Here is a 13,618-nt window from a genome sequence, read left to right on the forward strand (position 1 = left end):
AACGATGTTCAACATTCGCACCCGTCGCGCGGCGCTCGCCGCGGCGGCAGTCACGGCGAGCGCGGCCCTCGTGCTCACGGGGTGCGCCGGTGGCGGCGACGAGCCGGCAGCGACGTACGACCCCGATGAGGAGGTCACGCTCAACTTCGCGTTCTGGGGCAACGACGTCCGCGCCGCGATGTACGAGGAGGCGATCGCCGCGTTCAACGAGGAGTACCCGAACATCACGGTGAACACCTCGTTCCTCGGCTTTCCCGAGTTCTGGGAGAAGCGCCAGACCGAGGCGGCCGGCGGCGGCCTGCCCGACGTCATGCAGTTCGACTACTCCTACCTGCGCCAGTACTCGGAGACCGGCCTGCTGCTCGACCTCACCCCGTACCTCGGCACCATCATCGACACCGAGCCCCTCAGCGAGAACATCCTCCAGATCGGCGTCGTCGGCGACGAGACCACCGGCATCCCGACGTCGACCAACGCGTGGGGCATGTACACCAACCCGGTCCTGCTCGAGCAGGCGGGTGTCGAGGAGTTCGGCGGCGGCGACTGGGAGGACTACAACGCCTGGATGAAGGAGGTCACCGACGCGTCGACCGCAGCCGGCGTTGAGGTCTGGGGCGGCACGGACTGGACCGGCCGCATCCAGAACTTCGAGATCCAGCAGCGCGCGAAGGGCGAGGACCTCTTCACGCCCGACGGCGAGCCGAACTTCACCGAGGAGGACCTCGCCGCGTTCTGGGAGCAGGGCGATGAGGTTCGCACCGACGGCTCGGTCATCGGCCAGCAGCGCCTCGAAGAGGTCTACCCGCTCTCCGGCTTCGACTCGGCCCTCACCGCCAGCGAGCTGACCTGGGACAACTTCGGTGCCGGGTACCTGGGCAACCTCGGCGAGAACTACACCGAGCTCGGCCTGGTCGCGCCGCCCGTCACCGAAGATGGTGCGAAGGACCTGTACCTGAAGCCGTCCATGCTGCACTCGATCGCCTCGACGACCGACCACCCCGAGGCGGCGGCCACGCTGCTGAACTACCTCGTCAACGCCCCCGAGGTCGGCGCCGCGTTCGGCACCAACCGCGGCCTCCCCGCCTCGGAGACCCAGCTGGAGGGCGCTGAGCTCGACGCGCTCGGCGAGCAGATCGCCGCGTACGAGGAGTCCATCGCCGACCGCCTCGGCGACGCCCCGCCCGTGCCGATCGTCGGCTACGGCACGCTCGAGGAGAAGTTCCGCCAGATCGGCCAGGAGCTCGGCTACGGCACCCTGACCGTCGACGAGGCCGTGGAGCAGTTCTTCGCCGAGATGGACGTCGTCCTGAACCAGTAGTGGCCGTCCGAGTCCGGGCCGCGCACCGCGGTCCGGGCCCGGAGTAGCCTCAGGACCGAACGGAGACCCACTGTGAGCACCACCCTGACGAGAGCGATCGTCACGGCCGACGAGGACGCCAAGCGTCCCGGCCGTCGCGGCCCCGATGTCCCGACTCGTGCGGGCATCAGGGCTCGGAACCGTCGTGAGACGGCGACCGGCTACACCTTCCTCCTGCCGTGGATGATCGGGTTCATCGGCCTGACGCTCGGGCCGATGCTGTACTCGCTGTACCTGGCGTTCACGAAGTACAACCTGTTCACCGAGCCGGAGTGGGTCGGATTCGACAACTTCGTCCGGATGTTCACCGAGGACCCGGTGTACCTGCAGTCGGTGCAGATCACGCTGGTCTACGTGCTGGTCGGCACGCCCATCAAGCTCGCCGCGGCCCTGGGCGTGGCGATGCTGCTGAACTACCGGGACCGCGGGTCCGCGTTCTTCCGCTCCTCGTTCTACGCGCCGTCGCTGATCGGCGCGAGCGTGTCGGTCGCGATCGTGTGGCGGGCGATGTTCTCCACGGACGGCCCGGTCGACAACACCCTGAGCCTCTTCGGCATCGAGCTCGGCGGGTGGGTGGGCAACGTGGCCCTCGTACTGCCGATGATGATCCTGCTGGCCGTCTGGCAGTTCGGTGCGCCGATGGTGATCTTCCTCGCCGGCCTCAAGCAGATCCCGCAGGAGCTGTACGAGGCGGCCGAGGTCGACGGCGCCGGCCCGGTCCGCAAGTTCCGCTCGGTCACGTTCCCCATGCTCTCCAGCGTGATCTTCTTCAACCTGCTGCTCGAGCTGATCAACGCGTTCCAGGTGTTCGCGTCGGCCTACATCATCTCCAACGGCTCGGGCGGGCCCGCGGGCATGACCAACTTCTACACCGTCTACCTCTACAAGCGCGGCTTCGCCGACCTGCAGATGGGCTACGCCGCCGCGATGGCGTGGGTCCTGGTGATCGTGGTCGCCATCATCGCCGCCATCCTGTTCAAGACCCAGAAGTCGTGGGTGCACTACGCGGGAGAGAACCGATGACCACCTCAACCTCCGAGATCGCCCGCCCCGAGTTCCTCGAGGTGGAACTGGCGGAGCGTCCCACCGGGGGTCGCCGCCGCGTCAAGCGCAAGACGATCAACACGATCATCTGGTTCGTGGTGCTGCTCGCGCTGACGGCCATCGTGCTCTACCCGCTGGTGTGGCTCACGTTCGCGACGTTCAAGCCGTCGAGCGAGTTCGGCCAGAACCCGGGCCTGCTGCCCGACCAGCCCACCGTCGACAACTACTTCAAGGTGCTCGAGGGCATCGGGGGCGTGCCGCTATGGCGGTTCTTCGCGAACTCGCTGATCATCGCGGTCGCCGCGGTCGTCGGCACCCTGCTCAGCTCGGCGCTGGCGGCCTACGCGTTCGCCCGCGTCCAGTTCAGGGGCGTCGGCATCCTGTTCGCGGCGATGATCGGCACGCTGCTGCTGCCGTTCCACGTCGTGATCATCCCGCAGTACATCATGTTCCAGAAGCTGGAACTGGTCGACACGTACTGGCCGCTGATCCTGCCGAAATTCCTCGCGACCGAGGCGTTCTTCGTGTTCCTGATCGTGCAGTTCATCCGCAACATCCCGCGCGACATGGACGAGGCGGCCAAGATCGACGGCGCCGGGCACTGGCGCATCTTCTTCTCGATCATCCTGCCGCTGATCAAGCCAGCGCTGATCACCTCGGCGATCTTCACGTTCATCTGGACCTGGAACGACTTCCTCGGCCCGCTGCTGTACGTGAACAGCCCCGAGCTGTATCCGCTCCCGATCGCGCTGCGCCTCTACAACGACCAGACCTCGTCGTCCGACTACGGCGCGACGGTCGCGGTGTCGTTCCTGGCGCTGCTGCCGATCCTCATCTTCTTCATCGTGTTCCAGCGGTTCCTCGTCGCGGGCGTGGCGACCCAGGGCCTGAAGGGCTAGGACGAGCGGATGTCTCGGGCGAGCGAGCGTGCGGCGCGCCGCGCCGAGCGGTCGGGCAGCGGCCCGGTCCGCTCCGGTGCGGTGCCGGCCCGCTTCCCGGGCGCGACGAGCGCGTTCGGCCTGCTCGGCGAGGTGCTCCTCGTCGGCGTGCTGGTCGCGATCGTGTCGATCCCCGTCGTGACGCTGCCGGCCGGGCTCGCGGCGGGCGTCCGCCACCTGCGCCGGTTCCTGAAGGCCGAATCGTCCTCGCTCGGGATGTTCTGGTCCGACGTCCGGGCGGGCCTCTTCGGCGGGATCGGCGTCGGCGTCGGCACGCTCGTGCTCGCGCTCGTGCTGCTGCTCGACATCGACCTGGCCGGCAGTGGCGTGCTGCCCGGCGGCCCGGTGGTCGCGGCGGTCGGGTGGCTCGGTCTCGCGGCGCTCGCGCTCGCACTCTTCACGGCGGCGGGGTTGTGGACCCCCGGGCACGGATGGCGCGGCGCGTTCCGCTCCGTCCCCGCCGCGGTGGCCGGCGACCCGATCGGCGCGGCCTACCTCGTCGCGACGGGGGTGTTCGCGGCGGTCGTGACGTGGCAGCTGCTTCCGCTCGTCGTGCCGGCGTTCGGCTGCGTCGCGCTTGCGATCGTGGCCGTCCCAGAACGGCCGCGGGGCGGGCGCAGCGACGATGACGACGCGACCTCCGTCGACCGCCACGTGTGAATGCATCAGGCCGACCGCTCCCGCGCTGGGCGCGCGATGCGACGCTCGGCATCTTCGTGCACTGGGGCCCCTACTCCGTGCCGGCCTGGGCGGAGCCATCCGGTGCCCTCGGCGCGGTGCCCGACGACGAGTGGTTCGCGCACAACGCGTACGCGGAGTGGTACGCCAACACGATCAGGCTCGAGGGCTCGCCCGCGGCCGAGCATCACGCCCGCGCGCACGGCGGGCGCCCGTACGCGGCGTTCCTCGACGACTGGCTCGCCGAGGCGTACGACCCGGCCGACTGGGCGCGGCTCTTCGCGGCGGTCGGGGCCGACTACGTCGTGCCGACGACGAAGCACCACGACGGCATCGCACTGTGGGATGCGCCGGGATCCGGCGACCTCACCACGGTGGCGCGCGGCCCGCGCCGCGACCTCATCGCGCCCCTGGCCGACGCGGTGCGTGCCGAGGGCCTGCGGTTCGGCGTGTACTACTCGGGCGGCCTGGACTGGGCGTTCGCCGACCTGCCACCCCTGCGTTCGACCCGCGACGTCGAGACCGTGCGCCCGACTGACGCGGCGTACGCCGCCTACGTCCACGGCCATGCCGCCGACCTGATCGACCGGTTCCGCCCCGACCTGCTCTGGAACGACATCGACTGGCCCGATGCGGCGAAGCAGCCGGGCCCGTACTCGCTCGAATCGCTGCTGGCGTACTACCGGCGCCGAGTCCCCGACGGCATCGTGAACGACCGGTGGGGCGCCGATGTGTGGGACTTCCGCACGAGCGAGTACGACGCGCATGCCCAGCACGAGGCCTCCGTCGGCTGGGAGCATTGCCGCGGCCTCGGCTTCTCGTTCGGGTTCAACCGGGCCGAGGATGTCGCGTCGACGCTGTCGCCCCGCGAGCTGGCGCAGCACTGGGCCGACGTGGTGTCGCGCGGCGGCCGGTTGCTGCTCAATGTCGGCCCCGAGGCATCCGGCCGCCTGCCCGGGGTGCAGCGGCGGACCCTCGAGGGCGTCGCGCCGTGGCTCACGGCGATCAAGCCGCACACCTTGGGCCGGTCGATGCTCGCGGACGGCGAGGTGCAGGTGCCGGATGCCGCGTGGTGGCGGGCCTGGCGCGCCCCGTCGCAGGTGGTCGTCGTCACCGACGCGCCCGCGGCCGAGCCGCGGGTGCGCGACGGGTCACCGGTGCTCGTGGTGCCGCTGCCCGAGTAGCGGAGGGTCAGCGCGAGGGGCCGTGCCGGTCGCACTCGTTCGGTATCGCGGGCCGGCGACGCGGCGGTCGCTGCTCTGCCGCGGGGAGGCGGAGCGCCATCCCGTCGTCGTCCATGATCTTCCTCACGTCGAGCGTTGACGGTTTCCGACGTCGCACGCTACAGTGCGGGAAGCGCTTTCCCTAACCCCCAGCGCGCGACAACCCGACGACGACGACGGAGGACACATGTTCACGAGGAACGGCCGGCGACGCATGCTCGCCGCGGCGGCGATGACGGGGGCTGCGGCCCTCGCGCTCACCGATGCGCGAGCGGCGGCAGCGAGGCATCCGCGTACGACCCCGACGAGGAGGTGACGCTGAACTTCACGTGGTGGGGCAACGACGACCGCGCCCAGCGCTACCAGCAGCTCATCGACGCGTTCGAGGAGGAGCACCCCAACATCACGATCGACGGCACGTTCACCGACTTCCCGTCGTACTGGGAGAAGCGCAAGACCGAGGCGGCCGGCGGCGGTCTTCCCGATGTGTGGCAGTTCTCCGACTCGTACCTCCGCGAGTACGCCGAGCCCGGGCTCCTGCTCGACCTCGAGCAGGTCGGCGACTACATCGACTTCGACGCGTTCGACGAGGGCCTGAAGCAGACCGGGCAGCTCGAGGGTACGCAGTACTCGCTTCCGACCGGCTACAGCGCGTGGGCGATCTTCCTCAACGACGCCCTCATCGAGCAGGCCGGCGTCGAGCCGTACGAAGGCGGCACCTCGTACGAGGAGTACACCGAGTGGATGGCGTCGGTCACCGAGGCCACGGGCGGCGCGGTCTACGGCGGCACCGACGTGACGCAGCGCATCCAGACGTTCGAGAACGTCCTGCGCGCGCAGGGCGAGAACCTCTACACCGAGGACGGCGAGCTCGGCTTCACCGAGGACCAGCTCCGCGACTTCTGGGAGTCCGGCGCCGACGCGCGCGACGGCGTCACCATCCCGCAGCAGAAGCTCGAGGAGATCGCCCCGATCTCGGGCTTCGGCGCCAACCTCACCGCGAGCGAGGGCAGCTGGTCGAACTTCCTCGGCGGCTACCTGGCCGATTCCGGCGCCACGTCGATCACGATGGTCGCGCCGCCGACCGACGACCCCGACGGCCAGGACCTCTACCGCCAGGCCGGCCTGCAGATGGCGATCTCGGCCGACACCGAGCACCCCGAGGCGGCCGCGCTGTGGCTCGACTTCGTGGTGAACAGCGAGGAGGCCGGCGAGGTCTTCGGCACCACGCTCGGCTTCCCGGCGTCGGAGACCAAGCTCGCGGGCGCCTCGCTCGAGGGTGCCGACGCACAGGTCGCCGAGTACCTCGAGTCGGTCGCCGACCGCATCGGCGACGCCCCGCCCGTGCCGGTGGTCGGCTACGGCTCGCTCGAGCAGACCTTCTGGGACCTCGGCAAGTCCATCGGTCTCGGCGCGATCACGGTGGATGACGCGGTCGACCAGTTCTTCACCGAGGCGGGCGTGATCCTCGGCTGACGCCCGGCCGCTGTTCCGGCCCATGGTTTCCGTTCGTCGCGACCGACCCCGACCGTCGGGTGCACCTCGCGACGAACGGAAACCCTTCGACCTGTGATGACCGAGGAGACCCGCGTGCACTACGGCGCCGACTACAACCCCGAGCAGTGGCCCGAGGAGGTGTGGCCCGAGGATGTCGCGCGCATGCGCGAGGCCGGGGTGACCATGGTGAGCCTCGGCATCTTCGCTTGGTCGCGCATCCAGCCGCGTGAGGGCGAGTTCGACTTCGCCTGGCTCGACCGGGTGATCGACCTGCTGCACGAGGGCGGCATCGCCGTCGACCTCGCGACCGCGACCGCGTCGCCGCCGCCGTGGGCCACGGCCGCCTACCCCGAGATGCTGCCCCAGGACGAGAACGGCGCCACGTACTGGCCGGGCAGCCGGCAGCAGTTCGCGCCATCCTCGCCGGTGTACCGCCGGCTCGCTGGGGAGCTCGTCACGGCGATCGCCGAACGGTACGCGCAGCACCCCGGCGTGGTCATGTGGCACGTGAACAACGAGTACGGCTGCCACCTCAACGCCGACTACTCGGACGCCGCGCGCGACGCGTTCCGGCGCTGGCTCGCCGAACGCTACGGCGACGTCCAGTCGCTGAACGGGGCGTGGGGCACGAACTTCTGGTCGCAGCGGTACCAGTCCTTCGACGAGGTGTTCCCGCCCCGCAAGGCGCCGTACTCCCGCAACCCCGGCCAGGAACTCGACTTCCGCCGGTTCACGAGCGACATGCTGCTCGAGTGCTACCTGTTGGAGCGCGAGATCATCCGCGCGGCGGGTGCAACGCAGCCGATCACGACGAACTTCATGGGCGCGTTCAAGCCCGCCGACTACGCCGGGTGGGCCGAGCACATGGACGTCATCAGCGACGACGCCTACCCCGACCCCAACGATCCCGAGTCGTTCCGTGCGGCCGCCTTCCAGCGCGATCTCGTGCGGTCGCTCAAGCCCGAGGTGCCGTGGATCCTCATGGAGCAGTCGACCAATGCACTGAACTGGCGTCCGGCGAACGCGCCCAAGGCGCCGGGGCAGATGGCGGCGCTCAGCGCGCAGGCGATCGGGCGCGGCGCCGACGGCATCCTGTTCTTCCAGTGGCGGCAGTCCCGGGCGGGCGCCGAGAAGTTCCACTCGTCGATGCTGCCGCACGCCGGCACCGACACGCGCACGTGGCGGGAAGCCGTCGCGCTCGGCGCCGATCTCGCGGCGCTGCCGACACTGCCGGCCGGCGCCCGCGACGCGCGGGTCGCGCTCGTGTTCGACTGGGAGAACTGGTGGGCCGTCGAGGCGTCCGACCACCCGCAGAACGGGATCGACTATCTCGCGGTCATCCAGCGCTGGTACCGCGCGCTGCACCGCCGGCACGTGCAGGTCGACGTCGTGCCCGCCGCGCGGGTCGGCGGGGACTACGACGTCGCGATCGCGCCGTTGCTCTACCTGGTCCGAGAGGCGGATGCCGCGGCGCTCACGTCCTTCGTCGACGGCGGCGGGCACCTCCTCGTCGGGCCGTTCACCGACGTGGTCGACGAGGTCGACCGGTTCCGCGAGGGTGGGTTCGCGACACAGCTCGGACCGCTCTGCGGCATCCGCATCGAGGACTTCGGGGCGCTGGTCGCGCCGTCCACGCCAGGCGACCACCCGGGCCAGCGGGAGGCGCCGTTCGCGGGCGAGGCGGTCGAGTCGGCCCCTGGTTTCGCCGGCACGGGCACGTTGCTCGCCGAGGAGCTGCACGTGATCGCCGCCGACGCGCGCGTCGAGGCGACCTTCACCGCCGGCCGACGCGCCGGCGACCCCGCCCTCACCGTGCGAGCCGCCGGAGCAGGCACCGCGCGCTACCTCGCGACGATCCCCGACGAGGCCGGAGTCCAGGCCGTCGTCGACCGACTCCTCGCGGCGACCGACGTGGAGCCGGTCGCCGCGGGGCTGCCCGACCACGTGGAGGCCGCCCGGCGGGGGCGGCTGCTCACGCTCGTCAACCACGGCGGCCCCGTGGCATCCGTCGACATCGCGGGCCTCGACGCCGTCACGGGCGAGCGCGTCGCGCGCGTCGAACTCGGCGCATACGACTGGACCATGGTGCTCACCGACTGAGCGTCGTACGATCAGCCGACCGAGGAGGTTCCCATGCGCGCGATCATCCTGAGCGGGGCCGGGCGGTACGCCGACCCCTGGCATCCCTATCCCGAGACCAGCGCCAGACTGGCCGAGCTCGTGCGCGACGCGGGGTACGACGTCGAGGTGCGTGAAGACGTGGATGCCGCCCTCGCCTCGCTCGGCGACGACGTGACGCTGCTCGTGGTGAACGCGGCCGACCCCGACGGGTCGGTGCCCGACGGCGTCGAGCTCGGCGACCCGCCGGTGGCCGACGAGACGGCGCTGGATGCCGCGATCGAGCGCGGCATCGGCATCCTCGCGATGCACGCGGCCGCGTCGAGCCTGCGCGACTACGCCGCGTACGATCGGGCCGTCGGCGGGCGGTGGGAACCCGACGTGTCGTGGCATCCGCCGTTCGGGGAGACGCGCGTGCACCTCGTGGGCAACCATCCCGTGCGCGAGGGCCTCGACGACTTCACCGTGCTCGACGAGCGCTACACCGCGCTGCGCCTCTACGACGTGATCGAGCCCATCGGCGAGCACGAGGAGGGCGGGACGCGCCATCCGTTCATCTGGGCCCGTGAGTTCGGGCGTTCGCGGCTCGTGTACGACGCGCTCGGGCACGACGCCCGCTCGTACGACTCCGAGGGGCATCGCGCGCTCATCGAGCGAGCGCTCGGGTGGCTGTCGCAGGTACCGGCGCCGACGGCTGGCGATCGCGGTGCAGCCGGCGGTGCGGCCGGCGCCGCGGCGGACGGCGCATGAGCCGCCGCGTCGTCTTCGCCCCCGACTCGTTCAAGGGCACGGCCACGGCCGCCGAGGCGGCCGACGCGCTCGCACGGGGGTGGCGATCGGTCGCGCCCGACGACCTGCTCATCGAGAAGCCCATGGCCGACGGCGGTGAGGGCACGGTCGACGCGTTCGCCACGGCGGTGCAGGGAGCCGAGCGCGTGCCCGTCACCGTTCAGGGGCCCGACGACCGGCCGGTGGACGCCGCGTGGCTTCGCCTGCCCGACGGCTCTGCGGTCGTCGAGCTCGCCCTCACGAGCGGCATCACGCTGCTCGATCCGCTGCGCCCGCTCGATGCTCACACGCTCGGCTTCGGGCAGGCGATCGCGGCCGCGCTCGACGCGGGCGCACGTCGGCTGCTGCTCGCGATCGGCGGCAGCTCGTCGACCGACGGCGGCGTGGGCGCACTCGCGGCGCTCGGGGGCGCGTTCCTCGACGCACAGGGTCGGCCGGTGCCGCTCGGCAACCGCGGCGTCGGCGCCCTGGCCCGGGCCGACCTCTCGGGGCTGCGGCCACTGCCCGCGGATGGCGCGCTCATCCTCTCCGACGTGACCAACCCGCTGATCGGACCCTTCGGCGCGGCCGCGATCTTCGGTCCGCAGAAGGGCGGGACGCCCGAGCTCGTCGAGGCGATGGACGTGAACCTGGCGCGACTCGTGCGCGCTGTTCCGGGCGGCGACGGGCTCTGCGAGGAGGAGGGCGCCGGCGCGGCCGGCGGTACCGGGTTCGGCCTGCTCGCGTGGGGGGCGACGATGGCCGGCGGATCCGGCGCGGTCGCCGACGCGATCGGGCTCTCCGAGGCGTTGCGCGGCGCCACGCTCGTCGTGACCGGCGAGGGGCGCTTCGACGGCCAGTCGGCCGCCGGGAAGGTGCCCAGCGAGGTCACCGCGCGGGCTGCTGCTGAGGATGTGCCGGTCGCCCTGGTCGCGGGGGCCATCGACGCGGATGCCTCCGGCTTCGCCGCGTCCGCGTCGCTCACCGAGCTCGCCGGCAGCGGGGACGCCGCCATGGCCGACCCGCTGCGCTGGCTCGAGGCGGCGGGCGCCGCGCTCGCGCGCTCGAGCGCCTGACGCGCGCACGAGCGTCGTGCCCTGCGCCCGCCCGGTTCCGGCGAGCGGAACCCCTCGCGCGCGACGTGGGCGGCGCCCCGTCAGAGGGTGATGGCCACGTCCTCGTCGGCGCCGCGCGCGATCGAGAACGCCGTGCGCCTGCCGCCCGGGTCCGCCGCATGCCGGATCTCGTAGTCGCCCGCGAAGCCGCGGACGGAGACGCGACCCTCGCCATCGGCGCGGACGGTCGTCGGCGGCAGCCACCACTCGCGCTTGACGAGCGAGCGGAGCGCGTCGAACGACGGCTTCGGCGTGCCATCCGCTCGCAGCAGCCCGATGGGCGCGTTGAGCCACGCGCCGCGGTCGGTGATGCCCCAGTACGTGATCGACTCCACCGCCGGGTGCCCGACGAGCGCCCGGTAGTGACGCTCGAGCTCGTCGGCCTGGCGCGCCTCGCCCTCGGGCGTCGACGGCCACTCGTCGACCTGCCAGTCGTTGAGGTCGTCGATGTGGGGCGGCATGAGCTCGCCGGAGACCAGCGACGTCTCGGTGAAGTGCAACGGCAGGCCGTAGCGCGCGAACCTGTCGGCGATCGCGATCAGCTGCTCCTCGCCGCGGAAGCCCTGGTGCATGTGCGTCTGCAGCCCGATGGCATCGAGGCGGATGCCGGCTTCGAGCACGCCCTCGATGAGGCACTCGTAGGCGCTCGAGAGGTCGAAGTCGTTGAGGACGAGGGTCGCGTGCGGGTTCGCGGCGCGGGCCTCCTCGAACGCGAGGCGGATCATGTGGATGCGCCCGCGCTGGCGAGCCAGCGGCGTGATCGCGTTCTCCTCGGCCGTGAAGACCGGCATGATCACGACCTCGTTGATCGCGTCCCACGTGTCGATCAGGCCGGCGAACTCGGTTGCGTCCCTGCGGATCCGCGCGCGCAGGGTCTGCTCCACCTCGTCGAGCGGGCGGCCGAGCAGCCACTGCGGCGCGAGCGTGTGCCAGGCGAGCGGATGGCCCTTCACCGCCACCCCACGGTCGCGGAACCATTCGGCGGCCCGTCGCAGCTCCTCGGTGCGGGGCCGGCCGGGCTCGGGCTCGAAGTCGCGCCAGTAGAACGGGAGCGTCGCGGCGTTGAAGAGCTCGACGTAGCGCTCGGCGATCACCTCGTCGCCGACCTCGCCCCGGCCGTTCGCGAGGCCGACGAGGTCGAACCCGATGTTGCCGAACGTGAAGGCGTGGCGGGTCTGCTCGACGACCACCTCCGCGTCGGAGATCGGCTCGCCCGAAGCCCCGGTCACCACGAGCGTCGTCGTGCCCAGCCGGTGCTCGGGACCGCCCGGAGCAGAGACGTGTGCGCCCGAGGTCACGCGCGGTTCCCTCGAGTTGCCGCTTCGGCCGGGTCGGCGACCTCGGGACCCGGCGCAACCGGCACCTCGGCGGGGGCGACCGCCACGGCCCCGGCCGCGCGGGTGTACTGCTCGCGGATCAGCGGACGCGTGTCGGGCGCGAGCTCGTCGGCGGTCTCGACCGGCCAGGCCGGGCGCGAGCCCGTGAGCGCCCACGCGGCCTGGCGCGCGGCGCCGTCGGCGACGTACTCGCCCGGGGCCGGCACGACGATCGGCACGTCGAAGACCTGCGCGGCGATCCGGCGGACCGCGGGGTTCTGGGCGGCCCCGCCGATGAGCAGGATGCGCCGCGCCTCCACGCCCTGCGACCGCACCGCGTCGAGCCCGTCGGCGAGCCCGCACAGCAGGCCTTCGACGGCGGCGCGCGCGACCGCCGGCCGGGTCGTGTTCGCGAGCGTCAGGCCGGTGAACGACGCGGTCGCGTCGGGCAGGTTCGGCGTGCGCTCGCCCTCGAAGTAGGGCACGAGCACGGCACCGGAAGCCCCGGGCTCGGCCTCGAGCGCGAGCCGCCCGAGCTCGGCGTGGTCGACGCCGAGCAGGTTCGCCGTGGCGTCGAGCACCCGCGCCGCGTTCAGCGTGGCGATGAGGGGCAGGTACCGGCCCGTGGCGTCGGCGAACCCGGCGACCGTGCCGGAGACGTCGGCGGTGGCGGCATCCGTCACGGCGAACACCGTGCCGCTCGTGCCGATCGAGACGACGACGTCGCCGGATGCCGCGTCGAGCCCGAGTGCGGCCGCCGCATTGTCGCCGGCGCCGGGGCCCATGAGGATGCCGTCGGGTGTGCGGCCCGCGGCCTCGCCGGGGCCGAGCACGCGGGGGAGGATCGCGTCGTGCCCGAGCGCCCGCACGAGCAGGTCGCGGTCGTACCCGTCGGCACCCCAGTAGGCCGTGCCCGAGGCGTCGGACCGGTCGGTCGTGAGCTCCTCGAGCACCGGGCCGAGCGGCGACTCGCCGGCGGGGCCGAAGCCGCGCAGGCGCCAGGTGAGCCAGTCGTGGGGGAGTGCGACGGCGGCGACGCGCGCCGCGTTCTCGGGCTCGGCGTCGCGCAGCCACCGCAGCTTCGTCGCGGTGAAGGAGGCGACGGGGACCACACCGGTGCGCCGCGCGTACTCGTCGGCGCCGACCTCGTCGATCAGGTCGCGCGCGGCCCGCGCCGACCGGGTGTCGTTCCAGAGCAGGGCGTCGCGGATGACGCGACCCTCGGCGTCGAGCACGACCATGCCGTGCTGCTGCCCGCCGACCGAGACCGCCTCGACGCCGTCGAAGCCGCCCGCGTCGGCGAACGCGCTGAGCAGCGCGCCCCACCAGGCGGCGGGGTCGACCTCGGTGCCCTCGGGGTGCGCAGCGCGGCCCGAGCGCACGAGCGCCCCGGTCGCGGCATCCCGGATCACGACCTTGCAGGACTGCGTCGACGAGTCGACGCCGGCGACGAGCGCCATGGGAACTCCTTCGTCAGCAGGATGGGTGCGCCGCCGCGCCACTCGCGGGGCCGGCGCGCCACCAGGAGTGGCGCGCCGGCTGCCGAACCGGCGCAGCGACGGCG

General features: G+C 72.1%; 11 protein-coding genes. 9 read left to right on the plus strand and 2 right to left on the minus strand.

Annotation, left to right across the window (positions count from 1 at the left end; all coding sequences use genetic code 11):
• The first annotated feature begins 4 nt into the window (after positions 1-4).
• The 9 genes from ACZ4TW_RS09120 to ACZ4TW_RS09160 all read left to right on the plus strand — a co-directional run bounded on the left by ACZ4TW_RS09120 (position 5) and on the right by ACZ4TW_RS09160 (position 10,699).
• On the plus strand, positions 5-1,318 hold the full coding sequence (locus ACZ4TW_RS09120) for an ABC transporter substrate-binding protein (RefSeq protein WP_465542228.1): 1,314 nt from the start codon (positions 5-7) through the stop codon (positions 1,316-1,318).
• 72 nt (positions 1,319-1,390) lie between these two features.
• Positions 1,391-2,380 carry a carbohydrate ABC transporter permease gene (locus tag ACZ4TW_RS09125; RefSeq protein WP_465542229.1) on the plus strand — a complete coding sequence of 330 codons (990 nt, stop codon included), beginning with the start codon at positions 1,391-1,393 and terminating at the stop codon, positions 2,378-2,380.
• Positions 2,377-3,300, plus strand: coding sequence for a carbohydrate ABC transporter permease (locus ACZ4TW_RS09130; RefSeq protein ID WP_465542231.1), 924 nt, complete (start codon positions 2,377-2,379; stop codon positions 3,298-3,300). Before ACZ4TW_RS09125 ends, ACZ4TW_RS09130 begins: the two co-directional genes overlap by 4 nt.
• 9 nt (positions 3,301-3,309) lie before the next feature.
• Positions 3,310-3,999 (plus strand): hypothetical protein, encoded by a 690-nt coding sequence (locus tag ACZ4TW_RS09135; protein ID WP_465542233.1) that lies wholly within the window; start codon positions 3,310-3,312, stop codon positions 3,997-3,999.
• Positions 3,996-5,201, plus strand: coding sequence for an alpha-L-fucosidase (locus ACZ4TW_RS09140; RefSeq protein ID WP_465542235.1), 1,206 nt, complete (start codon positions 3,996-3,998; stop codon positions 5,199-5,201). Before ACZ4TW_RS09135 ends, ACZ4TW_RS09140 begins: the two co-directional genes overlap by 4 nt.
• Positions 5,202-5,552: 351 nt before the next feature.
• Positions 5,553-6,716: an ABC transporter substrate-binding protein gene (locus tag ACZ4TW_RS09145; RefSeq protein WP_465542237.1), complete on the plus strand. Its 1,164-nt coding sequence runs from the start codon at positions 5,553-5,555 to the stop codon at positions 6,714-6,716.
• Between the two features lie 96 nt (positions 6,717-6,812).
• Positions 6,813-8,837, plus strand: a complete 2,025-nt coding sequence (locus tag ACZ4TW_RS09150; RefSeq protein ID WP_465542239.1) for a beta-galactosidase — start codon at positions 6,813-6,815, stop codon at positions 8,835-8,837.
• Positions 8,838-8,870: 33 nt separating this feature from the next.
• Positions 8,871-9,605 (plus strand): ThuA domain-containing protein, encoded by a 735-nt coding sequence (locus ACZ4TW_RS09155; RefSeq protein WP_465542240.1) that lies wholly within the window; start codon positions 8,871-8,873, stop codon positions 9,603-9,605.
• Positions 9,602-10,699 carry a glycerate kinase gene (locus ACZ4TW_RS09160; protein WP_465542242.1) on the plus strand — a complete coding sequence of 366 codons (1,098 nt, stop codon included), beginning with the start codon at positions 9,602-9,604 and terminating at the stop codon, positions 10,697-10,699. Before ACZ4TW_RS09155 ends, ACZ4TW_RS09160 begins: the two co-directional genes overlap by 4 nt.
• Before the next feature lie 80 nt (positions 10,700-10,779).
• Here ACZ4TW_RS09160 and ACZ4TW_RS09165 read toward each other — a convergent pair whose 3' ends face one another.
• Together ACZ4TW_RS09165 and xylB are read right to left on the minus strand one after the other, a co-directional pair.
• A complete protein-coding gene (locus tag ACZ4TW_RS09165) occupies positions 10,780-12,036 on the minus strand; it encodes an endo-1,4-beta-xylanase (RefSeq protein WP_465542244.1) in 1,257 nt (418 codons plus the stop codon).
• The gene (gene xylB, locus ACZ4TW_RS09170; RefSeq protein ID WP_465542245.1) at positions 12,033-13,514 is read right to left on the minus strand and encodes a xylulokinase; all 1,482 of its coding nucleotides are present in this window, start codon (positions 13,512-13,514) and stop codon (positions 12,033-12,035) included. The genes ACZ4TW_RS09165 and xylB overlap by 4 nt, the downstream gene beginning before the upstream one ends.
• Between the last annotated feature and the right edge of the window lie 104 nt (positions 13,515-13,618).

This window comes from Agromyces sp. NPDC029043 (assembly GCF_055564615.1).